Here is a 25,333-nt window from a genome sequence, read left to right on the forward strand (position 1 = left end):
GAAGAGAAGGCCGGTCATGGCCATTTCGTCGATGACCGGCTTCGCCCGGCAGTCGGGAACCCTGCCGGACGGCACGGGTTTCGTGTGGGAACTGCGCAGCGTCAACGGGCGCGGGCTGGATCTGCGCCTGCGCCTGCCGCCCGGGCTGGATCCTCTGGAGGCACCGCTGCGCGAGGCCGTGGGGGTGCGCTTCAAGCGGGGCAACATCTCCGCCACGCTGTCCCTGAAGAGGGAGGAGCAGCGGCCCCGCCTGACGCCGGATCCGGTGGCGCTGGAGCAGGCCATCCAGCTCGTCTTGGCGGTGGCCGCGCGCATCCCCGGCTGCCCGCCGCCGCGCGCCGAGGCGGTGCTGGCCCTGCCGGGCGTGCTGCGGGCCGAAGCGGCCGATCCCGCGGCGGGCGAGGAGGAGGCCCGGCGAGCCGTGCTCTCCCGGGCCTTCGCCCTGGCGCTCGACGATCTGGCGGCCGCCCGCCGGGGGGAGGGGGAGAAGCTCGCCGCCATCCTCGCTACCCTGCTCGACGAGATCGCCGCCCTGCGCGAGGTGGCGCTGGGCGAGGCCGCCGCCCAGCCCGCAGCGCACCGGGCTCGGCTGCGGGCGGCGCTGGCTGAGATGCTGGAAGGCGAGCGCCGGGTGCCGGAGGAACGGTTGGCGGCGGAAGTGGCGTTGCTGGCGCAGAAATCCGACGTGCGGGAGGAGCTGGACCGGCTCGGCGCGCATCTGGCCGCAGCCCGCGCCCTGCTCGCGGAACCCGGGCCGGTGGGCCGCAGGCTGGAGTTCCTGACCCAGGAGTTCGGCCGCGAATCGAACACGCTGGGGGCCAAGTCGGCCAGCCTGGGGCTGACCCGCGTCGCCCTGGACCTGAAGGCCGCGCTGGAGCGGCTGCGCGAGCAGGCGGCGAACGTCGAATGAACCGGATCTCCCGCCGGGGCCTCTGCCTCGTCCTCGCCGCGCCCTCGGGGGCCGGCAAATCCTCGGTCAGCCGGGCGCTGCTGGAGCGGGAGAAGGATCTCCGCCTCTCCGTCAGCGCCACCACGCGGGCGCCGCGCCCGGGCGAGCAGGAGGGGGTCCATTACTTCTTCCGCAGCATGGCGGAGTTCGAGGCCATGGAGGCATCCGGCGCGCTGCTGGAATCGGCCCGGGTCTTCGGCCGCCGCTACGGCACGCCGCGCGCCCCGGTGGAAGAGGCGCTGGCGGCCGGGCGGGACGTGCTCTTCGACATCGACTGGCAGGGCCACCGCCTGCTGCGCGCGGCTTTGCCGGCGGATGTGGTCAGCCTGTTCCTGCTGCCGCCGAGCCTGGCGGAGCTGGAACGCCGGCTGCACGGGCGGGGTCAGGATTCGCCGGAGGAGATCGCCCGCCGCATGCAGGCGGCGCGGGACGAGATCAGCCACTGGGCGGATTTCGACCATGTGCTCGTGAACAACGACTTCCACGAGACGGTGGCGGAGGCGCGGTCGATCCTGCATGCGGCGCGCTGCGCCCGCGGCCGCCAGCCTTGGCTGCCCGCCTTCATCGATGAACTGCTGAAGCCCTGACGATGGGCGGGCCCGTCATGCTGCTGCATGTCCTGGGGCCGATCTTCGCCCTGATCGGCCTCGGCTATCTCTTCGCCCGGCGGCGCTGGGTGAGCGAGGAAGGGCTGCGCGGCCTCAACGACTTCGCCTTCAAGCTGGCCATGCCGGCCCTGCTCTTCGCCGGCGCCACCTCGCCCCATTCCGGCGGCGGGGTGGTGGCGGTGGCGTTCTTCGCCGGCTGTCTGACGACCTATGGCCTGGCCCTGCTGCTGGGGTGGCGGCTGCTGCGGCTGCGGCTCTCCGAGGCCGGCTCCTTCGCCCTCAACTGCAGCTTCGGCAATACCAACATGATCGGCATCCCGGTCATCCTGGCGGTCTTCGGCCAGAGCGGGCTGGCGCTGCTGCTGGGCATCCTGGCCCTGCATTCGCTGATCCTGTTGCCGCTGGCCACGGTGGTGGCCGAGCTCGCGCACAGCAGCCAGGCCTCGATGACGCGGATCCTGAAGCCGACGCTGCTCGCCGTGCTACGCAACCCGATCGTGCTGGCGGTGCTGCTCGGCCTGCTGGTCACGCTGGCCGGCATTCCAGTGCCGGCCACCGCGCGCCGCTTCCTCGACCTGGTGGGGCAGGCGGGGCCGCCCGTGGCGCTGTTCACCCTGGGCGCCAGCCTGCTCTCCTTCAATGCCCGGCGCGACTGGCCCGAGGCGCTGATGGGCTGCGGCCTCAAGCTGGCCTTCATGCCGGGGCTGGTCTGGGGTGCCGGGCTGGCGCTCGGGCTGGGGGGGGAGGCGCTGGCCGTGGCGGTGCTCACCGCCGCCATGCCGACCGGCGCCAATGCCTTCTTCCTGGCGCGGCGCTACATGAGCGGTGCCGAGCGCTCCGGCGCCACGGTGTTGATCGCGACGCTGCTCTCCACCGTGACGCTCTCGGCGCTGCTCCTGCTCCTGACGTGAGCGGGGAATCGGCCGGTTTTCTTCTCAGTGCAGGTTGAACTGGCCCTCGGCGTACCGAAATTCGGCGGGCCGGGTCAGGGCGCTCGACGCTACCCGCACGGAGTGCAGCGGACCGTGGATCTCCCGCTGCCAGAAGGCCAGGAAGCGGTGGAGCTCCGGGAAGCGGGGCGCATGATCCACCTTCTGCCAGACGAAGCTCTGCAGCAGGCCCGGATGATCGGGCAGGTGGTAGAGGATCTCGGCGGTGGTCAGGCGCCAATCCGGGATTCGGACGAAGCCTTCGATATCCCGCAGCAGCATGGGCGATCGTCTCCGTTCTGGTAGCCGGCCCGGCCTTCGGGCCGTTCTGTTCCCCTTTCGGGCCAGGAGAGCATGCCATGGCGTGACCGGCGGATGACAAGAAAAACCGTCTGGTTTCAGTGCCTTGGCACTCTTCGACAAAGAGTGCTGCCGAACGCTTGACGACCTCCGAGGAGCGTCCTAGATCGTCAGCACTCTCCGGGAGTGAGTGCTAACAGGCTCGCCGGCCGGAGAGGCAACCGTCGCTGAATGCGCCACAATAGGGCGTCAGGAGAGGGCCAATGAATTTCCGTCCTTTGCATGACCGCGTCGTCGTCCGCCGGCTGACCGCCGAGGAGAAGACCGCGGGGGGCATCATCATCCCCGACACCGCCAAGGAGAAGCCGCAGGAAGGCGAGATCGTCGCCGTCGGCTCCGGCGCGCGCAACGAGAAGGGTGACCTCGTCGCCCTCGACGTGAAGGTCGGCGACCGTGTCCTGTTCGGCAAGTGGTCCGGCACCGAGGTCAAGATCTCCGGCGAGGAGCTCCTGATCATGAAGGAATCCGACCTGATGGGCGTGATCGCGGCCTGAGCCTGCGGACCCCCGTTTCCCACGAACCGATCAGAACAGAGGTAGAGAATCATGGCTGCTAAGGACGTCAAGTTCGGCGCCGGTGCCCGCGAGCGGATGCTGCGCGGCGTCGATATCCTGGCCGATGCCGTCAAGGTGACGCTGGGCCCGAAGGGCCGCAACGTCGTCATCGACAAGTCCTTCGGCGCGCCGCGCATCACCAAGGACGGTGTGACGGTCGCCAAGGAAATCGAGCTGGCCGACAAGTTCGAGAACATGGGCGCGCAGATGGTGCGCGAAGTGGCCTCGAAGCAGAACGACCTGGCCGGTGACGGCACCACCACCGCGACCGTGCTGGCCCAGGCCATCGTCCGCGAGGGCGCCAAGGCCGTGGCCGCCGGCATGAACCCGATGGACCTGAAGCGTGGCGTCGACAAGGCGGTGGCCGTCGTCGTCGAGGAGCTGAAGGCCAAGACCAAGAAGATCACCACCTCCGGTGAGGTCGCCCAGGTCGGCACGCTGTCCGCCAACGGCGAGTCCGAGATCGGCGAGATGATCGCCCAGGCGATGGAGAAGGTCGGCAACGAGGGCGTGATCACGGTCGAGGAGGCCAAGGGCATCCAGACCGAGCTCGACGTCGTCGAGGGCATGCAGTTCGACCGCGGCTATGTCTCCCCGTACTTCATCACGAATGCGGAGAAGATGATCGCCGAGCTCGAGAACCCCTACATCCTGATCCACGAGAAGAAGCTGTCCCAGCTGCAGCCGATGCTGCCGCTGCTGGAGAGCGTCGTGCAGTCCGGCCGTCCGCTGGTGATCGTGGCCGAGGATGTCGAGGGCGAGGCCCTGGCCACCCTGGTCGTCAACAAGCTGCGCGGTGGCCTGAAGATCGCCGCCGTGAAGGCCCCGGGCTTCGGTGACCGCCGCAAGGCGATGCTCGAGGACATCGCGATCCTGACCGGTGGCCAGGTGATCTCCGAGGATCTCGGCATCAAGCTCGAGACCGTCACGCTCGACATGCTGGGTCAGGCCAAGACCATCCGCATCGAGAAGGAGAACACCACGATCGTCGATGGCGCCGGCGCCAAGGACGACATCCTGGGCCGCGTGGAGCAGATCAAGGCGCAGATCGAGGAGACCACCTCGGACTACGACCGCGAGAAGCTGCAGGAGCGCCTGGCGAAGCTGGCCGGTGGCGTCGCCGTCATCCGTGTCGGTGGCTCCACCGAGGTCGAGGTGAAGGAGCGCAAGGATCGCGTCGACGACGCGCTGCACGCGACCCGCGCCGCGGTCGAGGAAGGCATCGTGCCGGGTGGTGGCGTGGCCCTGCTGCGCGCCGCCGGCAAGCTCGCCGACCTGAAGGGCGACAACAACGACCAGCATGTCGGCATCGAGATCGTTCGCCGTGCCATCCAGGTGCCGCTGAAGCAGATCGCCGAGAATGCCGGCAAGGACGGCGCCGTGATCGCCGGTGAGGTCCTGCGCGACAGCACCTACGAGTACGGCTATGACGCCCAGCTCGACGAGTACAAGAACCTCGTCGACGCCGGCATCATCGACCCGACCAAGGTCGTCCGCACCGCCCTGCAGGACGCGGCCTCCATCGCCGCCCTGCTGATCACCACCGAGGCGATGATCGCCGAGCGTCCGGAGAAGAAGGCTCCGGCCGGCGCTCCGGGCGGCATGGGCGGCATGGGCGGCGACATGGACTTCTGATCCTCCGGGATCGAGGTCCGGCCCCCGGGCTGGAACAGCAGGAGGGGCGGCCGCAGGGCCGCCCCTTTTCGCATGCGCGAGGGCTAACGCGTTCGTTACGAAACGGCGCCGGTTTGCGTTGACAGGGCGGTGCCGATCTGCCCCACTTCTTCTCGCCAACCGCTGCCGATCGCCTTGCCGTGCCTCCGGAGACCCGGTCGCCTTCAAGCCGTGAAACCGGATGGGCCACAGGCAAGGGCGCTCATGCCCTGCCGCCGCATTTGAGAGGAGTGCGTCGCCATGGCGACCGGCACCGTGAAGTGGTTCAACGCGACCAAGGGCTTTGGATTCATCGTCCCGCAGGATGGCGGCAAGGATGTCTTCGTGCACATCACCGCCGTCCAGAAGGCGGGCCTGCAGGGCCTGAACGAGAATCAGAAGGTCAGCTACGACGTGGCCATGGAGCGCGGCAAGGCCGCCGCGATCAACCTGAAGCCGCTCTGAGGCCCCGGCGGAGGCGGCCGGCCAGGCCGCGTCCGGCTTGCATGCCCGCTCTCCCTTCCGGGAGGCGGGTTTTTTCGTCCGTCAGGCGGTTTCCCAGCCGATGGCGCGCCGCAGGAAGGCATTGCCCAGGGCGGAGAAGGCGGCGACCTCGCCATTGTCCTTGCCATAGCCATGTCCGCCGGCCGCCGGCTCGTAGAACAGCGCCTCGTAGCCCAGAGACTGGAGCCTGGCCGCCATCTTCCGCGCATGGCCGGGATGGACGCGATCGTCCCGCCGGCTGGTGGCGATCAGGATCGGCGGATAGGGCCGCCCCGCCACGGCGGCCTGATAGGCCGAGAAGTGGCGCATGAAGGCCCAGTCCTCGGGCCTGTCGGGGTCGCCATACTCGTCCTTCCAGCTCGCCCCCGCCAGCAACCGCGTGTAGCGGCGCATGTCGATCAGCGGGATGGTGCAGAACAGCGCGCCGAAGCGTTCCGGGTAGCGGGTCAGCATATTCGCGATGAGCAGGCCGCCATTCGAGCCGCCCTCCGCCGCGATCCGCCCGGGCCGCGTCACGCCGCGCCGCATCAGGTCGGCGGCGACGGCGGCGAAGTCGTCGTGCGAGAGGATCTTGCCCTGGCGCCGCCCCGCCTCGTGCCAGGCGGTGCCGAACTCGCCGCCGCCCCGGATATTGGCGATGACCGCCGTGCCGCCCTTGGCCAGCCAGAGCAGGCCGGAGGTGCTGCTGTAGGCGGGCAGCAGCGGGATCTGGAAGCCGCCATAGCCGGTCATGTGGACCGGCGCATCGCCGCTCCCCCCGCCTTCCTGGTGGCGGGGACCGATCTGCACATAGGGAATGCGCTCGCCATCGGTCGAGACGGCCTCGTGGCGCGAGACGGCCAGGCCGCTGGCGTCGAAGGCGGGCGAGGATCGCCGCAGCACCGCCGGCGCCGTCAGGCGGATGTCCGTCAGCAGCATCTCGGGCGGCGTGAGCGGGTCCTGCGCCATGACCAGCAGCGTGCCGTCGGATTCGTCCTCACGCTCGTCGAGCGGGCGGAGGCCGACCACGCCGATATCCGGCAGGCCGGTGACGGGCGCCGAGGTCCAGCCCTCCTCGCCGGGCGTGAGGAGGGTGAAGACGGGGCGCAACTCGTCGAGCACGGAGAGCACCAGCCGGCCGGCGCACCAGAAGAAGCCCTGCAGGGCCCGGCGCGGCGCCGGCGTGAACAGCGTGCGGAAGCGGGCCTCGCCCGCCAGCACCTCCGCCAGCCGCGCGCCCAGTACGGTGTCCGGGGCGTGGGTGACGCCACCCACCGTCCAGGGCTTGCGCGGCTGGGCGGCGAGCCAGCCGCGCTGCCAGGACAGGCGCAGGTCGGTCGGCAGGTCGATGCGGCGGGAGCGGCCCTCGCGGTCGCCGAGATGGATCGCCTGGTCGAAGAAGCCGAGCTGCTCCTGGAAGACCAGGATCTCCCGCCCGTCCTCGCGCTCCACCCCGCCCCAGGCGCCCATGGACTCCACGCCGGTCTCGAACAGGATGCGGGCCTCGCCCGGCGTCTCGCCCCGGCGCAGCAGGCGGATGCTGCGCGGATAGCCGGAGCGGGTGGAGCTGGCCGCGTCGAGCGCCAGGGAGACCAGCAGCGTGTCGCGGTCCAGCCAGTCGGCGCCACCCTTGGCTTCCGGCAGGGCGAAGCCGCCTGCCGGGAAGGCGCGGGTGGCGAGATCGTATTCGCGCAGCACCACGGCGTCGCCGCCGCCGCGCGAGAGGCGCAGCAGGGCGCGGTCATGCGTCCCCGGCAGGGTGCCGGCGCCGCGCCAGACCCAGTCCTCGCCCTCGGCGGCGGCCAGGGCGTCGAGGTCGAGCAGCACCTCCCAGTCCGGCCGCTCCTGGCGGAAGCTGTCGAGCGTGGTGCGGCGCCACAGGCCGCGCGGCTGCGCCGCATCCTGCCAGAAGTTGTAGAGATGCGCGCCGCGGCGGGTCACGAAGGGCAGCCGGTCCGGCCGGTCCAGCGCCGCCTTCACCGCGTCGCGGTCGGCGGCGTAGCGGGCATCGGCGAGGCGGGCGAGGGTGGCCGCGTTCTGCGCCTCCACCCAGGAGAGGGCGCGCTCCCCCTCGATCTCCTCCAGCCACAGAAAGGGGTCGTCCTCGGTCATGCGGCGGCTCCGTGCCGGAGGGAGAGACTCGGGAGGGAAAGTGGCTCAGACGATCTGGTAGCGGGCCTTGGCCGCCCGCTCGATGGCGCCGGCGATCAGGCGGTCGATATCCAGGCCGATGCGGAAGTCCTGCAGGAAGCGCAACTCCTCCTGAGTGGCGTCGCCATCCGCCGCCGCCACCTCGCAGGCCAGCAGATAGGCGGTCTCCCGCAGGCGGGGCGGCAGCGTGTCCCGGATCAGGGCGCAGGCGCGGTCCAGGCCGTCGTTCTGCCGCAGCAGGGTCAGGCAGGACTCCGTCACCGTCTCGATCTCCTCGGGGAGGAATCCGTCGAAGACCGGCAGTTCCCGCACCAGCCGCGCCATCATGCCCAGCTCGGCATCGGACATCTGCTGGTCGGAGGCGGACATCAGCACCATGGCGCAGACCAGGGCCTCCTGCGCATTGAAGCGGATCTTGGTGTGCGGCATCGGTCTCTTCCTTGTTCGGCGAAGGCCTAACGCAGGGCGGGCGCCGCTTCAATCGCCCCGGCGGGCCGGCCGCCGAGGAAGGCGGCGGTCTGCCGGACCGCCTCGGCGAGGCCCAGGCGCTGCGGGGTCACGCCGTCCGGCAGGCCGGCGAGCAGGCGTGAGGGGGTGCGGGGATCGAGCAGCACGAAGACGCCCCGGTCGTCGGCGCGGCGGATCAGCCGGCCGAAGGCCTGCCGCAGCCGGTGCCGGGCGATGGCATCGTCATAGGCGGATGGCCGGCCGCCCGAAAGATGGATCCGCCGCTCCCGGTGGAGGATGGAGGGGCGCGGCCAGGGCACGCGGTCGAACACCAGCAGGCGCAGCGCGCGGCCCGGCACGTCCACCCCGTCGCGCAGCGCGTCGGTGCCGAGCAGGCAGGAATCCTCCTCGGCGCGGAAGATGTCGACCAGGGTCGCGCTGTCCATGGCGTCCACATGCTGGGCGTAGAGCGGGATGCCGGCCTCGGCCAGGGCGGGGGCGAGGCGGGCGTGCACCTCGCGCAGCCGGCGGATGGCGGTGAACAGGCCGAGCGCGCCGCCGCCGGCGGCCAGGAAGAGCTGCTGCATCGCCGCTGCCACCTGGGCGGGGCTGTCCCGGCTGAGATCCTCGACGATGAAGGCCCGCGTATTGGCGGCATAGTCGAAGGGCGAGGGCAGGGCGGCGCGGATGGCCGGGTTCGGCAGGTGCTGCACCCCGGTGCGCGCCTCGGCCTCGCGCCAGGCGGCCTCGGGGTCGTGGCGGGCGGCGTCGCGCAGCGTGGCGGAGGCGATCAGCACGCCATGGGCCGGAGCTGCCACCTGGGTGGCGAAGGGCACGGTGGGGTCCAGCCAGTGGCGGTGCAGGCCGGCATCGATGTCGCGCCCCTCGCGCCGGGACAGCGCCAGCCAGTCCACGAAGGTCGGCCGCTGGCCGGGCTCGGCGGGGGCCTCGCGCAGCTGGCGCAGCATGGCGGTCCAGGCGGTGAGCGGCATCAGGGCGCGCCGCTCGACGCTGCGGATGGCGGTCTCCAGGCGGATGCGGTCGCCGGTCTCCAGCTCCTGGTCCGGGTCCTCCAGGATCCCGGCGAGCAGCTTCGCCAGGTACTTCAGCGGGTCGCGCAGCGCCTCGAGCGCCGTCTCCAGCGCGGCGGCGGCGCCGGGGAGATCCGCGTGCAGGGGATGGAGGTCGCATTCGGCGTCATAGAGCGGATCGGCCTCGGCGCTGCGCGCCAGGACCTGGGTGCGGGCGGCGCGCAGGAAGGCCTCGCCGGGCGCGGCCCCGTCCTCGGCCTCGTCCCAGCGGTCCCACCAGCCGGCGCCGGGCAGGGCGCGCGCGGCATGTTCCACCAGGTCGAGCGGCGGCAGCAAAGCGGGGTGCTGGGCCAGCATCTCCTCCAGCCGGCGGCGCAGGCCGCGCGCCCGGCTCCGCCCGCCTTCCTGGCCCAGCAGCCAGCGGCGCAACTCGGCCATCTCGGCGCCGCAGAGGGCGGCGGAGAAGGCCCCGTCGGCGGCATCGAAGAGATGGTGCCCCTCGTCGAAGACATAGCGCAGCGCCGGCCCGTCCTCGCCGCCGCCCAGCGCCGCCTGGACCATCACCAGGGCGTGGTTGGCCACGACCAGGTGCGCCCCGGCGGCGCGGCGGATCGAGTGCTCGACATAACACCGCTTCCAGTGCGGGCAGGCGGAATGGATGCACTCGCCGCGGCGGTCGGCCAGGAGCGAGATGCTGCCGGGCGGAAACAGCTCGACCAGCCAGCCGGGAAAGTCGCCGCCCAGCAGGTCGCCGTCCCGCGTGGCCAGGGCCCAGCGCGCCACCAGGGCGAGGGCGGTGAGGCGGCCCGGCATGGCGCCGCTCACCGCCTCGTCGTAGTTCAGCAGGCAGAGGTAGTTCTCGCGCCCCTTGCGGATCACCACCTTGCGGCGCCGCTCCTCGGGTTCCGGATAGAGGCGGGCCAGCTCCTGGTCGAGCTGGCGCTGCAGGTTGCGGGTATAGGTAGCGATCCAGACCGGAGCGCCGTTCCGCTCGGCCCAGAGGCTGGCCGGCGCCACATAGCCCAGCGTCTTGCCGGTGCCGGTTCCCGCCTCGGCCAGCACCAGGCGGGGCTCGCCGGCCAGCTCCCGCGGGGTGAAGGCAAGGCTGGCGGCGGAGGCGAAGTCCGCCTGGGAGGGGCGCTGCTCGGCACCTTCGCCGAGGATCTCGGCCAGGCGGGCGCGCGCCTCGGCCGGCGCCACCGGATGGCTGGCGGGCGGCGGCGGCGGGCCGGCATCCTCCCATTCGGCGAGCTGGCGCCAGACCTTCAGGGCATCGGCCGAGGGGCGGGCGGCGGGCTGGCCCAGCGCCGCCAGCACGGAGTCCGCCCATGGCCAGTCATTCGCCTGCCGCAGCCGCGCCGCCAGCATCGCCGCGTCGCGGTTCAGCGGCGCGTGGCGCGCGCGGGCCAGGCGGCGCAGCAGCTCGGCGGCGATCTCCGGCAGCAGCGCGGCGGCGGCTTCCGCATCCCCGGGCGCCGGCAGGTCGAGGGCGAGGGCCAGGCCGCGCGGCGTGGGCGGCGCCGGTTGGGCCGGCAGGCAGAAGGCGAAAAGCTCCAGCAGGTCGCAGGCGCCGGGCAGGCCGGACAGGCCGAGCCGCCGTGCCGTGGCCGGGGCATGGACCAGGATGGGCGGGCCGAACTCGCGCAGCAGCTCCGGCAACTCGGCCGGGCGCGGGGTGAACAATTCGCCATCAGGGGTGAGCAGCGCGGCGCTGCCGGGCGCCGGGGCGACCAGGGCCGGGCCGCTCGGCAGCACCAGGCGGGGGGGCAGGGCGTCGTTCCGGCCCTTGGTGGCAGTCACCGGAGGAGAGTAGGGGCAAAGCACGAACGAAGCCAGCCGCCAGCGGGGTTTTTCCAATCGTGATGGCCGCGCGGGGTGGCTTTGGCCGCCCTGCCGACTGGGCGCGTTGACCGCGGCACGCGGCGCTGGCATGGGGCGGGAATGACCGCCGATCCATCGCTCCGCACCGTCAAGGCCTGGCCCTTCGAGGAAGCCGCCAAGGTCGCCGATCGCCTCGCCGCGTCCGGCAAGAAAACGGCGCTGTTCGAGACCGGCTACGGCCCTTCCGGCCTGCCGCATATCGGCACCTTCGGCGAGGTGGCGCGCACTTCCTGGGTGCGCAATGCCTTCACCCGCCTGACCGGCCTGCCGTCCCGCCTGCTGGCCTTCTCGGACGACATGGACGGGCTGCGCAAGGTGCCGGACAACGTGCCGAACGGCGATGTGCTGCGGCAGCATCTCGGCAAGTCGCTGACCGCCATCCCCGACCCCTTCGGCACGCATGAGAGCTTCGGGCACCACAACAACGCCCGGCTGCGCGCCTTCCTGGACGCCTTCGGCTTCGAGTACGAGTTCGCCTCGGCCACCGACTACTACCGCTCGGGCCGGTTCGACGCGGCGCTGCTGCGGATGCTGGAGGCGCATGAGGAGGTGCGGCAGGTGATCCTGCCGACGCTGGGGCCGGACCGCCGCGCCACCTATTCGCCCTTCCTGCCGGTGCATCCGCGGACGGGGGTGGTGATGCAGGTGCCGGTGGAGGAGACACGGCCCCAGGACGGGACCATCGTCTGGCGTGACCCGGAGAGCGGCGAGCGCTTCGAGACGCCGGTGACCGGCGGCCATGTGAAGGCGCAGTGGAAGGCCGACTGGGCGATGCGCTGGTTCGCCCTCGGCGTCGATTACGAGATGTCGGGCAAGGACCTGATCGACAGCGTCCGCCTCTCCTCGGCGATCTGCCGGGTGCTGGGGGCCGAGCCGCCGGTCAGCATGACCTACGAGCTGTTCCTCGACGCCAATGGCCAGAAGATCAGCAAGTCCAAGGGCAACGGGCTGACGATCGAGGAATGGCTGCGCTACGCCCCCCCCGAGAGCCTGGCCTACTTCATGTACCAGCAGCCGGGCCGGGCGAAGCGGTTGCATTTCGACGTCATCCCCCGCGCCACGGACGAGTACCTGCAGCAGCGGGAGCGGCTGCGCGCCAGCCAGGACCCGGCCAATCCGGACTGGCACATCCATGGCGGCGAGGTGCCGAACACGCCGGAACCCCCGCTGACCTTCGGCATGCTGCTGAACCTCGCCACGGTGGCCGCCGCCGACACGCCGGAGCGGTTGTGGAAGTTCGTGCGCAACTACGCCCCCGGCGCCACGCCGGAGACGCAGCCGCTGCTGGGCCAGCTGGTCGAGTATGCCGTGGCCTATGCGCGCGACTTCGTGCTGCCCGGGCTCACGCCGCGCGCGCCGACCGCGGAGGAGCGGCCCTGCTTCCAGGCGCTGATCGACCTGCTGCGCGCGCACCGGCAGGAGATCGAGGCGCTGCCGCCCGGCCTGCCGCAGGCCGAGCGCATCCAGGTCGACGTCTATGACGCCGGCCGGCGCGAGCCCTTCATCCAGAAGATGAAGGACGGCTCGAACGGCGTCTCACGCGGCTGGTTCAACGCACTGTACCAGGTATTGGTGGGCGCCGATCAGGGGCCGCGCTTCGGCAGCCTCGCCGCCGCCTATGGGGTGCCGGAGACCATCCGCCTGATCGAGGAGGCGCTGGCCCGACCACCGCGGGAGGCGGTCGCGGCGGAGACGGCACGGGCGTGAGCCGGGCAATCGGCCTGCTGCGCCGGCACGGGCCGACGGTCTTCGGCCTCGCCCTGCTGGTCGGCGCCCTCTATGTGGTGCAGCGGGAGTTCCGCGACCTCTCCATGGCGGATGTCCGCGCCGCCCTGGACGCCATCCCGGGCCGGCAGCTCTGGGTGGCGGCGGGCTGGACGCTGCTCGCCTATGCGGTGCTGACGATCTACGACCGCCTCGGCTCGGTCTATGCCGGCAAGCCCGTCAGCTACGCGCGCAGTTCGCTGGCCTCCTTCTGCGCCTATACCCTGGCGCACAACCTCGGTTTCGCCGCCGTCTCCGGCGCGGCGGTGCGCTACCGCTTCTACGCGGCATGGGGACTGACCCCGGGCGAGATCGCCAAGGTCATCGCCTTCACCAGCCTGACCTTCGGCCTGGGCGGCATGGCGCTGGGCGGCATGGTGCTGATCTGGGAGCCGGAGGTGGTGCCATGGATCGCCGAGAACCTGCCGCACTGGGCGATGCAGACCGTCGGCGTGGCGCTGCTCGGCGTGGTCGCGACCTATATCCTGCTCTCCCGCCTGCTGCCGCATTTCACCGTCTTCGGCCACCGCATCGACCTGCCCGGCTTCCGCATGGCCTGCGCCCAGACCCTGCTGGCCGGCGTGGATGTCGCGGTGACGGCGATGATCTTCTACGTTCTGCTGCCCGAGGCGCCGGGGCTGAGCTTCGCGCGGTTCCTCGGCATCTACCTCGCCGCCTACACGGCGGGGCTCGCGGCCAATGTGCCCGGCGGCCTCGGTGTCTTCGACACGGCGGTGCTGGTCGGGCTCGCGCCCTATGTGCCGGCGCCGCAGGTCATCGGCGCCCTGCTGATCTTCCGCTTCTTCTACTACATCATCCCGCTCTTCCTGGCGGGCATCCTGTTCGCCGGCTTCGAGATCGGTCAGCGCCGCCACCTGCTGAGCGGATTCGGCGCCGAGGCCCGCGTGACGGATGCGCTGGAAGGCCCGGTGCTGGCCGGGCTCTCGGGCCTGGCCGGGGGCGTGCTGCTGTTCATCGGCGCCCTGCCGGCGCGCGGCTCGCAACTGGCCGTCTGGGCCGGCGACTGGGCCGCGCTGGCCAGCCAGTTCGCCGCCTCGCTGATCGGCTCGCTGCTGCTGGTGGTCGCCTATGGCATGGTGCGGCGACTGAGGATCGGCTGGATCGGCGGCATCGTGCTGCTGCTGCTCGGCTGCTTCATCACCCTGCTGCGCGGCGAGCCATGGTGGATCTCCGGCGGCTTCGCCGTGCTGGGTGGCCTGCTGGCCTGCTTCAGCACCGCCTTCTACCGCGACGCCCGCCTGACCGGCGAGCCGCTGGCCCGCGGCACGCTGCTGCCCCTGACCGCCAGCGCGGCCGCCGCCCTGGTGCTGGCGCGCATCGCCTGGGAAGGGCCGGTGTCGCACGAGCCCTGGTGGGAAGTGCCCTTCTCGGACGAGGCGCCACACACCCTGCGCTTCGCCGTCGGTCTCTGCGGCGTGCTGCTGCTGGCGGCGGCGGCGCGGCTGTTGCGGCCGGCGCGGATCCGCGCGCCCTCCTACGACATGGCGACGCGGGCGCGGCTGGCCGCGCTCGGGGCCCGCGTGCCGGCGGAGGGTGATGGCGCCCTTTTCGTCGAGGGCGGGCGCGGCGCCGGCTTCGCCTTCGTCCGGCGTGAGCAGGTCTGGATCGGCATCGGCGACCCGGCCGGCGATGCCTCGGCCCGCATCACCGCCATCTGGCGCTTCCGCGACCTCTGCGACCGCAACGGCGTGGCCCATGCCTTCTGGCAGGTCGGGCCGGAACTGCTGCGGGCCTATGAGGATACCGGCCTGGCGGCGCTGCCGCTGGGGCAGGACCGCTACCTCGTATGCCCGGCGGAGAGCGACCCGGAGCTGGTGCTGAAGGCGCTGGGGCGGGAGGCGCCGCCGCGCTGAAGCGGATCGCCCATCGGGCCGCCTATTGGCTCGCCCAGAGGATGCGGTGCATCCAGGCCAGCTCGGCGAGGTCGAAATTGTAGTTGGGATGCGCCGGGTTGAGGCTGGCCAGCTCCACGCGGCGGGCGGATTGCCGCACCAGCTGCTTGGCCATCACCTCGCCCTTCTGGGTGCGCACCACCACGCGGTCGCCCCGCCGCACCGGCGAATTGGGCGAGACGATGACGATGTCGCCATCGCGGAACACCGGCTCCATGCTCTCGCCCGAGATTTCCAGCGCATAGGCATTGGGGTCGGAAAGTTCCGGCGTGCTGATCTCGTCCCAGGAACCGCCGACCGGGTAGCCGCCATCACCGAAGTAGCCGTCGCCGCCCGCCTGGGCCAGGCCGATCAGCGGGATGCGCCGCCCCGCCGCGCCGCTGCGGGCGCCGGACTGCAGGGCCGGGGTCCCGGTGACCAGGGAGGCGAAGCTGTCCATGTCGGTGCCGGTGGCCAGGAGGATCTTGGCGATGCTCTCCGTCGAGGGCCAGCGCGCCCGCCCGTCGGCGCCGAGGCGCTTGGAGGGATTGAAGGCGGTCGGGTCCAGCCCGGCCTTGCGGGCCAGGCCCGAAGGGGAGAGACCGTGCTCCGCGGCCAGGGCATCGACCGCCCGCCAGATGTCGTCATGACGCATGGGCGGAATATCCTAGGCTTCCGGTCTGATTGCAATAGGAACATCATCACAAATAGGTGTTGACACCTATTAAGAGAATCGCAATGGTTGGGCGGTATTCAACTATTTGGCGAGAACGCTCATGGCCACCGCCCCCCGCAGCACCACTGCCGTCTATGCCTCGATGCGCCGTGCCGAGCCCTTCCGCAGCGCGGAGGAAGCCTGGATCTGGACCATGGCCGCGCTGGTGGCGCGCCGCGACGGCGCGCGCATCGTCGCCGGCGCCGGCCGGGCGCTTCGCCCCTGCGAGCCCGACGACGTGGTGAAATGCCTCGACCGCCTCTACCGCCAGCGCCGCATCGATCTCGTGCATGCCCGCATCCTGCGGATCTGGGGCGAGCGGGGCGAGGCGCCGAATCCCCGCTACGCGCGCGAGAAGAACGACTGGCGCATCTGGACCGAGGCGCTGCGCCGCCTGGAATGGCCGCTGCGGATGAAGGGCATCGTCGAGGGTCCGGGGATGGACCTGACCGAGGAGGCAGTGGTGGTGGAGTGGCCGCTGCGGACCCCGGCGTGACGCCTCGCCCTGCTCTCGGGGCGCGCCTTTCGCCACGCCACGCCCTGGCCGAGCCGCAGAGGGTCTGGATCGGATTCGGCGGCCAGGCGGATCAGGGCTGGCTGCGGCTGCTGCGCCCCGGCTTCCGGCATTGCTTCGCCGCCCTTCACGACGAGCAGGGCTGGACCGTGGTTGAGCCGTTGTCCGGACGTCTGCTGGTGACGCGGCCGGGCGTGCCGGCGGCCTTCGACCTGCCAGGCTTCTATCGCCGTGCCGGACTGACCATTCGCGGACCCTTCACCCCCGGCCCGGCCCGGGGCCGCTGGCTGCCGCCCCTGACGCCTTATTCCTGCGTCGCGGTGTGCCGTGGACTGCTGGGCGCCGGCGCGCCCTTCGCCATCACGCCGCACGGGCTCGACCGGGCGCTGCGGGGCGCCCAAGAAAATAGGAATAAAGTCGTTGACATGCTGAAATCCGTCCTGTAGAACCCTCCTTGTCAACGGGCGAGCTGCGTCCGGCGACATCCTCCCCGATCCCCCTCCGAGACTGCGCGGGCCCCGCCGGACACTTCCGGCGGGGCCCGCGGCGTTTTGGGCACCCGATCGGGCCCGACCCGCAGAAGGAGACGACCCGCATGGGTGGCCTGTTCCGAGCCCCGAAGCCGGTGGTGGTCACCGCGGCCCAGACGGTGGCGACCCCGACGAACGCCACGCCCGATTCCGAGGCGGCGGCGCAGACCGCGCGGCTGGAGAGCCGGGAACGCTCCCGCCGCGGCCTGCCCGGCACCATCGCCACCTCCGCCCGCGGCGTGCTGGACGCCGCGCCGAGCGGCCTGGCCGGCTCGCGCAAGACCCTGCTCGGAGAATGAGCCGCATGACCCCCGAAACCGTCCTGGCGCGGCAGGCGGCGGCGCTCGACCGCCGCCGCCCCTGGGAGAGCCTGTGGCAGGACTGCTACGACCATGTCCTCTCCGGCACGCCCGGCAGCGGCGGCCCCGCCCTCTACGACGCCACGGCGGCGGACGCGGCGGAGCAACTGGCCTCCAGCCTGATGGCGGAGCTGACCCCGCCCTGGTCGCGCTGGTTCGGCCTGGCGCCGTCACGCGCCCTGGCCGAAGGGCCCGATGCGCTGGCCGCCGCCGAGGCGCTGGAGGCCGCGGCCGAGACGCTGCAGGGCCACCTCGACCGCTCCAACTTCGCGCTCGAGATGCATCAGGCGCTGCTCGACGTCGTGGTCGCCGGAACCGGCGTGCTGCTGGTCGAGGAGGCGCCCCCGGGCGAGGCCTCCGCCCTGCGCTTCACCGCAGTGCCGCTGCGCGAGGCGGTGCTGGAGGAGGGGCAGGGCGGCCGGCTGGACACGGTGTTCCGCGCCGTCTCCCTCGATGCCGCGGCGATCGCGGCGCGCTACCCGGGCGCCCCCCTGCCACCGGCGCTGACCGCCGCGGGGGACGGGCCGGCGCGGGCGTACCGCGTGGTCGAGGCGGTCTGGCCGGAGCGGACCGGCAGCGGCTTCCTCGCTGTGCTGGACCTCGACGGCGCCGCCCTGCCGCTCGCCGCCGGTCGCTTCCTGGACAGCCCCTTCATCGCCTTCCGCTGGATGAAGGCGCCGGGCGAGAGCTACGGCCGCGGCCCGGTGATGAAGGCGCTGCCCGATATCCGCACCGCCAACAAGGTGGTGGAGCTGGTGCTGAAGAACGCCTCCATCGCCGCCACCGGCATCTGGCAGGCGGAGGATGACGGCGTGCTGAACCCGGCCACGGTGCGGCTGGTGCCGGGCGCCATCATTCCCAAGGCGCCGGGCTCCTCCGGGCTGACGCCGCTCGCCGCGCCGGGCAATTTCGATGTCTCGCAACTGGTGCTGGACGATCTTCGCGCCCGCATCCGGTCCGCCCTCCTGGCTGACCGGCTGACGGCGCCGAGGGGCGCGCAGATGACGGCGACCGAGGTGCTGGAGCGCAGCGCCGAGACGGCCCGCCTGCTGGGCGCCACCTACGGGCGGCTGCAGGCCGAGCTGCTGACGCCGCTCGTCGCCCGCTGCCTGAGCATCCTGCGGCGGCGCGGCGAGGTGCCGCCGCTGCTGCTGGACGGGCGGGAGGTGCGCCTGACCTACCAGTCACCGCTCGCCCGCGTGCAGGGCCGCGCCGACGCGGCCAACACGCTGCTCTTCCTGCAGGCCGCCGCGCAGCTCGGCCCGCAGGCGGTGGCGCAGCTGGACATCCCGGCCGCCACCCGCCACCTGGCCCGCGTGCTCGCCGCGCCGGCCGGAATCCTGAACCCCGTCGAGGAATGACAGAGCGCATGTCCGAGAATCTGCTGGAAGCCGCGCTGGAGGGTGAGGACGCCTCCCACCCGGAGGGGATCCCAGAGGGGATCCCGGAGAAGTTCCGGGACGCCGAGACCGGCAAGCTGCGCGTCGATGCGCTGCTGAAGTCCTATCTGGAGCTGGAGAAGCGGCTGTCGCAGCGCTTCGCCCCGCCCGGTCCCGAAGCTCCGGAGGAGGAGCGGGCGCGGTTCCGCCGTGCCCTCGGCGTGCCCGACAGCCCCGAGGACTACAGCATCGAGCCGAAGCACGCGGCCTGCGGGCCGGATGCGGGGGTGAACCGCCGCCTGCACGAGGCCGGCTTCACCTGCGAGCAGGTGCAGCTGGTCTATGACCTGGCGGCCGAGCGCCTGCTGCCGCTGATCGCCGAGGCGGCGGCGGATTACGAGGCGCAGAAGCAGATGGCGAAGCTGGCGCAGGACTTCGGCGGCGAGGAGCAGTTCCGCCGGATCGCGCCGCAGATCGCCGCCTGGGGCCGCGCCAACCTGGCGCCGCCGGTCTACGAGGCGCTCTCCACCACCGCCGAGGGCGTGCTGGCCCTGCACCGCATGATGGAGAAGGGCGAGCCCAGCCTGGCGCGCGGCGCCGCCGCCACCGAGGCGATGGACGAGAAGGCATTGCGCGAGATGATGCGTGACCCGCGCTACTGGCGCTCGCGCGAGCCGGAATACGTCAAGCGCGTGACGGACGGCTTCCGGCGCCTCTTCGGCCAGGGCTGAGCGCCCGCGCCTTCCCCGAGATTCCGCCGGTGCGGAACCCGTCGCCCGCAGGGCGCCGGGCGCATCGGCGTGCCCGCCGCGCCGGCCCCCTGACCGGCCAACCGACGCGCGCGGGCGGCTGCCCCCGAACCCAGATTCCCTCCTGAAGGATATCGGCATGTCCGCTTCCATCGACCAGGTCTTCGCGAAGCAGTTCCAGTCCGAGGTGCACGCCGCGTATCAGCGGCAGGGCAGCAAGCTGCGCCCGACCGTGCGCAGCAAGACCGACATTCGCGGCGCCTCGACCATCTTCCCGATCGTCGGCCGCGGCACGGCGGCGGCGAAGGCGCGCAACGGCGCCGTGCCGGTGATGAACCTGGCGCATTCCAACGTCGAGTGCTTCCTGCAGGACTACTATGCCGGCGAGTGGATCGACCGCCTCGACGAGCTGAAGACGAATGTGGACGAGCGCCAGGTCGTCGCCAATGCCGGCGCCTACGCGCTCGGCCGCAAGACCGACGAGCTGATCATCGCCGCCCTCGACACCGCGACGCAGGAAGCCGTGGGCACCGCGCCGGGCACCGGGGACACCGACGGCCTGACCAAGGCCAAGGTGCTGATGGCCTTCGAGATGCTGGGCGCGGCCGACGTGCCGGATGACGGCAACCGCTTCGCCATCGTCGGCTGGAAGCAGTGGAGCCAGCTGCTGCAGATCGAGGAGTTCGCCAATGCCAACTATGTCGGCGACGACGAGCTGCCCTGGAAGGGCACGCAGGTGAAGCGCTGGCTCGGCGCCACCTGGATGCCGCATTCCGGACTGACCAGGAGCGGCAGCCTCCGCTTCTGCTACTTCTACCACAAGACGGCGGTCGGTCACGCCGTGGCCCAGGACATCGCCACGGACATCACCTGGCATGGCGATCATGCCGCGTACTTCGTCAACAACATGATGAGCCAGGGCTCGGTGCTGATCGACCAGGCCGGCGTCGTGCGGATGCGCGCCGCCGAGTAAGCACCGCCGGCCGGGGAGGCGGATGCCGCCCCGGCCATCACCGCACCCCCGCCCCACCAGGAGGTTTCGACCGATGGCGCTCTCCGCCCTCGTCCTCTGCTCGCGCGCGCTGCTCAAGATCGGCGCGCAGCCCATCGCCTCGCTCGACGAGGGCACCGCCGAGGCGGAGGTTGCGGCCAACCTCTATCCAGCGGCGCGGGACACGCTGCTCTCGGCCTATCCCTGGTCCTTCGCGACCGGGCAGATGGAACTGCCGCGCCTGCTCGCCACGCCGCACGCCGACTTCGCCTTCGCCTACCAGCTCCCGGCCGACTTCCTGCGCGTGCTTTCGGCCGGCGGGGAGGGGCGGGGCAGCGGCCTGGTCTACCGGCTGCACGAGAGCCGCCTGCACACCGACGCGCCGCGCGTCACCTTGACCTACCTGTTCCGGCCGGCGGAATCCGAGTTCCCGCCGTTCTTCGCCGCCGCGCTGGTCACGCGGCTGGCGGCGGAGTTCTGCATTCCGCTGACCGAGAGCACCTCGCGCGCCGAACTTCTGAACCGCCTGGCCGAGAGCGAGTTCCGCAACGCGCGCCTGACCGACAGCCAGCAGCACACCGCGCGCGCGCTGGAGCACTTCCCCCTGATCGCGGCGCGGGGGTGACATCATGGCCGGCGGCCGCAACACCAAGACCAGCTTCACCGCGGGCGAGCTCGGCGACGAACTCCTGGGCCGCCCGGACATGCGCGCCTACGAGAACGGCGCGCGGCGCCTGCGCAATGTCTTCATCCAGCCGACCGGCGGCGTCACCCGCCGCCCCGGCCTGCGGCATGTCGCCATGCTGCCTGGCAAGGCACGGCTGATCGCCTTCGAGTTCAACACCGAGCAGACCTATCTGCTGGTGCTGACGCATCTCCGGCTGCAGGTCTTCATGGACGACGCACCGGTCGCCGAGATCGCCGCGCCCTGGACCGAGGCGATGCTGGACCAGATCGCGCACACGCAGAGCGCCGACACCCTGCTGCTGGCGCATCCCGAGATGATGCCGCAGCGCCTGACGCGCGGCAGCCACACGGCCTGGAGCCTGGCCGCCTGGGACTGGGTGGCGCAGCCCTACTTCCGCTACGCCCCGCCCGGCCTGACGCTGGCGCCGAGCGGCACCGGCGGCACCGTGACGCTGACGGCCAGCGCCGCCTTCTTCCAGGCGGGCCATGTCGGCACGCGGCTGCGGATCGGCGGCCGGCGGATCGTCGTCACGGCCATCGCCTCGCCGGGCGTGGCGACCGCTGTCGTCGAGGAGACGCTGGCCGCTGCCGCCCCGACGGACGACTGGGACGAGGCGGCCTTCAGCGGCGTGCATGGCTGGCCGGTGACGCTCTGCTTCCATCAGGACCGGCTGGTGATCGGCGGCTCGCGCGATCTGCCGAACCGCCTATGGCTGTCGCGTTCGGGCGACCTGTTCAACTTCGACCTCGGCACCGGCCTCGACGACCAGGCGATCGAGTTCGCGCTGCTCTCGGACCAGGTGAACGCCATCCGCGCCGTCTTCTCCGGGCGGCACCTGCAGGTCTTCACCTCCGGCGCCGAATGGATGGTGACGGGCGATCCGATGACGCCGGCCTCGATCCAGCTGCACCGGCAGACGCGCATCGGCTCCCCCATCGCCCGCATCATTCCGCCGGTCGATGTCGATGGCAGCACGATCTTCATCGGCCGCTCCGGCCAGGCGGTGCATGAATACGCCTATACCGATGTCCAGCAGGCCTATCAGGCGAACGACCTGGCGCTGGTCGCGCGGCACCTGGTGCAGGAGCCGGTCTCGATGGTCTACGACCAGACGCGGCGCCTGCTGCACGTCGCGATGGCCGAGGGCTGGCTGGCGACGCTGACGCTCTACCGCACGGAGCTGGTCACGGCCTGGACGCGGCAGGAGACCGCCGGCGCCTTCCGGGCCCTGGCCGAGATCGACGGCACGGTCTGGTGCGCCGTGGAGCGTGACGGCCGCATCAGGCTGGAACGCTTCGATCCCGCCATGGCGGTGGATTCCGGCCTGACCGGCGCCAGTGCGACGCCACGGAGGATCTGGTCGGGCCTCGCGCATCTGGAAGGCCGGAAGGTGCAGGTGGTGGCCGACGGAACGCCGCTGGGCGGCGCGACGGTCGGGGGCGGCGCCGTCACGGTGGAGCCGGAGGCGCAGGCGCTGCAGGTCGGCCTCGGCTTCGCGCATGTCATCGAGCCGCTGCCGCCGCAGCTCTCCGGCGCGGCAGGGGCGCGCAGCGTGCCCCTGCGCCTGATCTCCGCCACCTTTCGCCTGCTCGGCACCGCGGCGCTCTCGGTCGATCTCGGAAGCGGCGCGAGGCCGGTGCCCTTTCGCCGGCTGGACACGCCGATGCTCGACGCGGCGCCGCCGCCCTTCACCGGCGACGTCACCCTGCGCGGCCTGGGCTGGCAGCGTGACGCCCTGCGGCCGCTCTGGCGGATCGAGGGCGAGACACCGCTGCCCCTGACGCTGCTTTCCGTCACCACCGAAACGAGGATGACCGACTGATGGCACAGCTCGCTCCGATCGCCACGCTCGTCGGCACCGGCGCCTCGCTCTATGGCACGGTGCGGCAGGGCCAGGCACAGGCCGCGCAGGCCAAGGCGCAGCAGCAGCAGGAGGCGGAGGGCCTGGCCCTGCGGCAGCAGCAGCTCGCGGTCCAGCAGGAGAGCGAGGCACGCGCGCGGGCCGACCGGCTGGAGCGCACCACGGCGGCCACGCGCGCGCGGCTGGCCGCCTCCGGCGTCAACCCGGACCAGGGATCGGCAGCCGCCATCACGACCGGGCTGGAACGGGATGCGGCGGAGGCTGCGGCGGACAGCAACGAGCAGTTCGCCACCCGCATGGCCGCCGGCCGCAGCTCGCTGCTGAACGCCGACGGCTCGCTGACCACCTGGCTGCGCGCCGGCAACGGCTTCAGCGGCGCACTCCGCTCCCTGCTGGAGTAGGGCGGCTCCGGCTCGCGCCGATGCGGCCCGGCCGCTCCCTTCCCCCCTTTCCAAGAGAGACCCGCATGGCCGAGCATATCCGCATCGGCGACGTCGCGCCGCGTGTGCACTACGTGGCGGACGGCGCGCAGACCGCCTTCGTCTTTCCGTTCCCCATCTTCGAGGAGGCGGATCTTGAGGTCCGCGTCGATGGGCTGGTGACGCAGGAGGGCTTCCTCATCCAGGGCGCCGGCGCCTCGGAAGGCGGCCTGGTCACCTTCCGACAGCCGCCCGCCACGGGCCGGCAGGTGCTGCTGCGCCGCGTTCTGGTGATGCAGCGGGTGACCGACTTCCAGCCGAACGGAGTACTGCGCGCCAACACGCTGAACGACGAGCTCGACCGCCAGACCGCCGGCCTGCAGGAGCTTCGCGAGGATCTCCAGGCCGCGCTCCGCGCCGCGCCCGGCGATGCCCCGGCGACGCTGACGCTGCCCTCGCGTGAGGGGCGCGCCAACAGGTTGCTGGCCTTCGACAGCCTGGGCAATGCCACCGCCGTCGCGCGCGAGCCGGTGCTCTTCGCGCCCTTCGCCGGCGCCATCGCGCGCACCGTCGAGGACAAGCTCGGCGAGCGGCTCTCGGTCCGCGACTTCGGCGCCGCCGGCGATGGCGTGACCGATGATGGTCCGGCCCTGCAGGCGGCGATGAACGCCGCGGCGGCATCCGGCAAGGTGCTCGAGATCGGCGAGGGGAGCCATCGCACGACATCGCCGCTGACCCTGCCCGGCGCCGCCGCCGGCCTCGTCATGCGCGGCAGCATCCTCTATGCCGGGCCCGGCGGCGGCGCCGCGCTGACCATCGGCGACGGCGCGGCCACGCGCAACCAGGGCAAGAGCTACCAGGGCCTGCGCGTGCTGCGCGCCAGCCTCTCCGACTGGCTGGACGAACGCGACATCGGCATCGTGCTGCGCAACCTGGACGCCTGCTCGGTCTCGATCGCGCGCGTCGAGGGCTTCACCATCGGCATCCGCACCCTCGGCGTCGAGCTGGGCTTCGAGGACAGCACGATCCATCTCGGGCGCATCGTCAACAACCGCATCGGCCTCGACATCCGCACCGCGACGGCCGAGGCCTGGAACAACAGCGTGCGCTACATCGGCGGGCACTTCGCCAACTCGGCGGCGACGCATCCCTCGATGGACCGGTTCGGCGTGCGCTTCTCCTGCGAGGCCGGCGCCTACAACCGCCACAACGCGCATCTCTTCCTCGGCCCCGGCTTCGAGCTGCAGCGGGGCGGTGGCGACACGGGCTATCCGCAGCGCGGCGCCATTCCCTTCCTGCTGGAGGCGGGCGACGAGCGCGGCATCCAGGCCGTCGGCGTCCGCATGGAGCAGTGCAGCCGCTATGTCGCGCGTCATGCCGGCGGTGCCAATGACTGCTGCTACGAGGTGAACTACGTCGGCAACTATGCCTTCGAGGGCTGTGCCGTGCACTATCCGGCGACGGCGACGCGGGCTGGCGGCACCGTCATCGCCCGGCACCAGGCCGCGGCGGCGCAGGGCTCCCCCCGCCTGGTCGCCGATGCCGGGCATGTGCGCGGCCGGGCCTTCCGCTGGAGCAACGACGAGATCGGCTTCGAGGGCATGGCCTGCCTGTCGGGCAACCCCGCCGGTCCGCCCTCGACGCTGGATGGCTTCGCCTTTCCGGGCCTGCCGGACATCGTCCTGAACGGCGACAGTGTCGGCCTGCCGACCAGCCGCGCCCTCGGCTTCGTCGTCGATGCCGCCGCCTGCAAGGAGTTCTTCGTCGCGGTCGAGGGCGAGCGGCTCCGCATCGTGGTGCAGCAGTTCGACGCGGGCGGCAACGTCATCCTGCAGGACCGGCCGGTGCTGTTCTCGAACATGAATGTCGTCGGCCGGTTCCCGGGCTCCGCCGAGGCGTCCAACGCGCACTGGTGGGAAGGCAACGCCAATATCGACAGCCTGGTGACCAGCGGCGGCGCGAGCCTGCCGCTGAACCGGCTGCAACGCGTCACCCTGCACGCCGATGCCGCCTGGGCGGTGATCGGCGTGCGGGGCGCGGCGGAGGGCACGCAGCCGACCGCCGTCCTGAAGGCGCTGCGGCTCTACTGCTCGGCGCTGCATGCGCCGGGCATCCTCTATGGCGGGTCGCGCCGCTGGGGCGTCCGCGAGCTGCAGGCGCGCCTCGACTTCGATCCGCCGGAGATCCCCGCCGGCGGCAACGCCACGCAGGTCGTGCCGCTTCCCTTCGTGCAGGGCGGCGACGTGGTGCAGGCCAGCCATACCGCGGCCTCCGGCTTCATCGAATGGAGCGCCGCCACCACCACCACCGGCCAGGGCGGCAGCGTCACCTGCCGCGCCACCAACCGGCACGGCAGCCTGGCGATCAACCTCGCCGCCGGAACCCTGTTCGTGCGCGCCACCAAGCCAAGGATCTGACCATGCACG

At 71.9% G+C, this 25,333-nt stretch carries 23 protein-coding genes; 18 read left to right on the top strand and 5 right to left on the bottom strand.

The genetic code is table 11. The features are described 5' to 3' along the window. Nucleotides 1–16 precede the first annotated feature (16 nt). The 3 genes from D9598_RS07970 to D9598_RS07980 are packed head-to-tail and all read left to right on the top strand — an operon-like array spanning nucleotide 17 to nucleotide 2,468. Entirely contained in the window at nucleotides 17–910 is an 894-nt protein-coding gene (locus D9598_RS07970; protein WP_198365923.1) for a YicC/YloC family endoribonuclease, read from the top strand. Then, entirely contained in the window at nucleotides 907–1,536 is a 630-nt protein-coding gene (gene gmk / locus D9598_RS07975; RefSeq protein WP_198365924.1) for a guanylate kinase, read from the top strand. The genes D9598_RS07970 and gmk overlap by 4 nt, the downstream gene beginning before the upstream one ends. A 2-nt stretch (nucleotides 1,537–1,538) precedes the next feature. After that, nucleotides 1,539–2,468: an AEC family transporter gene (locus D9598_RS07980; protein WP_232477018.1), complete on the top strand. Its 930-nt coding sequence runs from the start codon at nucleotides 1,539–1,541 to the stop codon at nucleotides 2,466–2,468. 24 nt (nucleotides 2,469–2,492) lie between these two features. Here D9598_RS07980 and D9598_RS07985 read toward each other — a convergent pair whose 3' ends face one another. After that, the gene (locus D9598_RS07985) at nucleotides 2,493–2,768 is read right to left on the bottom strand and encodes an usg protein (RefSeq protein WP_198365925.1); all 276 of its coding nucleotides are present in this window, start codon (nucleotides 2,766–2,768) and stop codon (nucleotides 2,493–2,495) included. Nucleotides 2,769–3,049: 281 nt separating this feature from the next. On the opposite strand from D9598_RS07985, the gene groES reads away from it, so the two are divergent. The 3 genes from groES (at nucleotide 3,050) to D9598_RS08000 (ending at nucleotide 5,518) form a co-directional block, all read left to right on the top strand. Then, complete coding sequence (gene groES / locus D9598_RS07990; protein WP_198365926.1) at nucleotides 3,050–3,340, top strand: co-chaperone GroES; 291 nt, start codon at nucleotides 3,050–3,052, stop codon at nucleotides 3,338–3,340. Nucleotides 3,341–3,391: 51 nt separating this feature from the next. Next, a complete protein-coding gene (groL, locus tag D9598_RS07995) occupies nucleotides 3,392–5,035 on the top strand; it encodes a chaperonin GroEL (protein ID WP_198365927.1) in 1,644 nt (547 codons plus the stop codon). Between the two features lie 279 nt (nucleotides 5,036–5,314). Further along, complete coding sequence (locus D9598_RS08000) at nucleotides 5,315–5,518, top strand: cold-shock protein (protein WP_198365928.1); 204 nt, start codon at nucleotides 5,315–5,317, stop codon at nucleotides 5,516–5,518. Between the two features lie 81 nt (nucleotides 5,519–5,599). Here D9598_RS08000 and D9598_RS08005 read toward each other — a convergent pair whose 3' ends face one another. Genes D9598_RS08005 through D9598_RS08015 form a run of 3 tightly spaced genes read right to left on the bottom strand, consistent with a single transcriptional unit; the run spans nucleotide 5,600 to nucleotide 10,965 of the window. After that, the gene (locus D9598_RS08005; RefSeq protein WP_198365929.1) at nucleotides 5,600–7,648 is read right to left on the bottom strand and encodes a prolyl oligopeptidase family protein; all 2,049 of its coding nucleotides are present in this window, start codon (nucleotides 7,646–7,648) and stop codon (nucleotides 5,600–5,602) included. A 45-nt stretch (nucleotides 7,649–7,693) separates the two neighbouring features. Then, nucleotides 7,694–8,116: a tellurite resistance TerB family protein gene (locus D9598_RS08010; RefSeq protein WP_198365930.1), complete on the bottom strand. Its 423-nt coding sequence runs from the start codon at nucleotides 8,114–8,116 to the stop codon at nucleotides 7,694–7,696. 26 nt (nucleotides 8,117–8,142) lie between these two features. Beyond that, a complete protein-coding gene (locus D9598_RS08015) occupies nucleotides 8,143–10,965 on the bottom strand; it encodes an ATP-dependent DNA helicase (RefSeq protein WP_370591963.1) in 2,823 nt (940 codons plus the stop codon). A 141-nt stretch (nucleotides 10,966–11,106) separates the two neighbouring features. Here D9598_RS08015 and D9598_RS08020 point away from each other — a divergent pair, with 141 nt between their 5' ends. Both D9598_RS08020 and D9598_RS08025 read left to right on the top strand, forming a co-directional pair. Then, complete coding sequence (locus tag D9598_RS08020) at nucleotides 11,107–12,753, top strand: lysine--tRNA ligase (RefSeq protein WP_198365932.1); 1,647 nt, start codon at nucleotides 11,107–11,109, stop codon at nucleotides 12,751–12,753. Further along, on the top strand, nucleotides 12,750–14,684 hold the full coding sequence (locus tag D9598_RS08025; protein WP_198365933.1) for a lysylphosphatidylglycerol synthase domain-containing protein: 1,935 nt from the start codon (nucleotides 12,750–12,752) through the stop codon (nucleotides 14,682–14,684). The genes D9598_RS08020 and D9598_RS08025 overlap by 4 nt, the downstream gene beginning before the upstream one ends. A gap of 22 nt (nucleotides 14,685–14,706) precedes the next feature. On the opposite strand, the gene D9598_RS08030 is transcribed toward D9598_RS08025, so the two are convergent. Beyond that, nucleotides 14,707–15,357, bottom strand: coding sequence for a helix-turn-helix transcriptional regulator (locus D9598_RS08030; RefSeq protein ID WP_198365934.1), 651 nt, complete (start codon nucleotides 15,355–15,357; stop codon nucleotides 14,707–14,709). 121 nt (nucleotides 15,358–15,478) lie between these two features. On the opposite strand from D9598_RS08030, the gene D9598_RS08035 reads away from it, so the two are divergent. The 10 genes from D9598_RS08035 (at nucleotide 15,479) to D9598_RS08080 (ending at nucleotide 25,324) form a co-directional block, all read left to right on the top strand. Beyond that, nucleotides 15,479–15,913 carry a hypothetical protein gene (locus D9598_RS08035; RefSeq protein ID WP_198365935.1) on the top strand — a complete coding sequence of 145 codons (435 nt, stop codon included), beginning with the start codon at nucleotides 15,479–15,481 and terminating at the stop codon, nucleotides 15,911–15,913. After that, entirely contained in the window at nucleotides 15,910–16,377 is a 468-nt protein-coding gene (locus D9598_RS08040; RefSeq protein WP_198365936.1) for a hypothetical protein, read from the top strand. Before D9598_RS08035 ends, D9598_RS08040 begins: the two co-directional genes overlap by 4 nt. Before the next feature lie 149 nt (nucleotides 16,378–16,526). Continuing rightward, nucleotides 16,527–16,760: a hypothetical protein gene (locus tag D9598_RS08045; protein ID WP_198365937.1), complete on the top strand. Its 234-nt coding sequence runs from the start codon at nucleotides 16,527–16,529 to the stop codon at nucleotides 16,758–16,760. 5 nt (nucleotides 16,761–16,765) lie between these two features. Continuing rightward, complete coding sequence (locus D9598_RS08050) at nucleotides 16,766–18,181, top strand: portal protein (protein ID WP_198365938.1); 1,416 nt, start codon at nucleotides 16,766–16,768, stop codon at nucleotides 18,179–18,181. 8 nt (nucleotides 18,182–18,189) lie between these two features. Beyond that, complete coding sequence (locus D9598_RS08055; protein WP_198365939.1) at nucleotides 18,190–18,930, top strand: capsid assembly protein; 741 nt, start codon at nucleotides 18,190–18,192, stop codon at nucleotides 18,928–18,930. Between the two features lie 157 nt (nucleotides 18,931–19,087). Then, the gene (locus D9598_RS08060) at nucleotides 19,088–19,921 is read left to right on the top strand and encodes a phage capsid protein (protein WP_198365940.1); all 834 of its coding nucleotides are present in this window, start codon (nucleotides 19,088–19,090) and stop codon (nucleotides 19,919–19,921) included. Nucleotides 19,922–19,994: 73 nt separating this feature from the next. Next, entirely contained in the window at nucleotides 19,995–20,564 is a 570-nt protein-coding gene (locus D9598_RS08065) for a hypothetical protein (RefSeq protein WP_198365941.1), read from the top strand. A 4-nt stretch (nucleotides 20,565–20,568) separates the two neighbouring features. After that, nucleotides 20,569–22,449: a hypothetical protein gene (locus D9598_RS08070; protein WP_198365942.1), complete on the top strand. Its 1,881-nt coding sequence runs from the start codon at nucleotides 20,569–20,571 to the stop codon at nucleotides 22,447–22,449. Beyond that, nucleotides 22,449–22,889 carry a hypothetical protein gene (locus D9598_RS08075; protein WP_198365943.1) on the top strand — a complete coding sequence of 147 codons (441 nt, stop codon included), beginning with the start codon at nucleotides 22,449–22,451 and terminating at the stop codon, nucleotides 22,887–22,889. The genes D9598_RS08070 and D9598_RS08075 overlap by 1 nt, the downstream gene beginning before the upstream one ends. Before the next feature lie 65 nt (nucleotides 22,890–22,954). Further along, the gene (locus tag D9598_RS08080; RefSeq protein WP_198365944.1) at nucleotides 22,955–25,324 is read left to right on the top strand and encodes a glycosyl hydrolase family 28-related protein; all 2,370 of its coding nucleotides are present in this window, start codon (nucleotides 22,955–22,957) and stop codon (nucleotides 25,322–25,324) included. Nucleotides 25,325–25,333 lie beyond the last annotated feature (9 nt).

It is taken from the genome of Roseomonas sp. KE0001 (genome assembly GCF_016107285.1).
GTDB lineage: Bacteria > Pseudomonadota > Alphaproteobacteria > Acetobacterales > Acetobacteraceae > Pseudoroseomonas.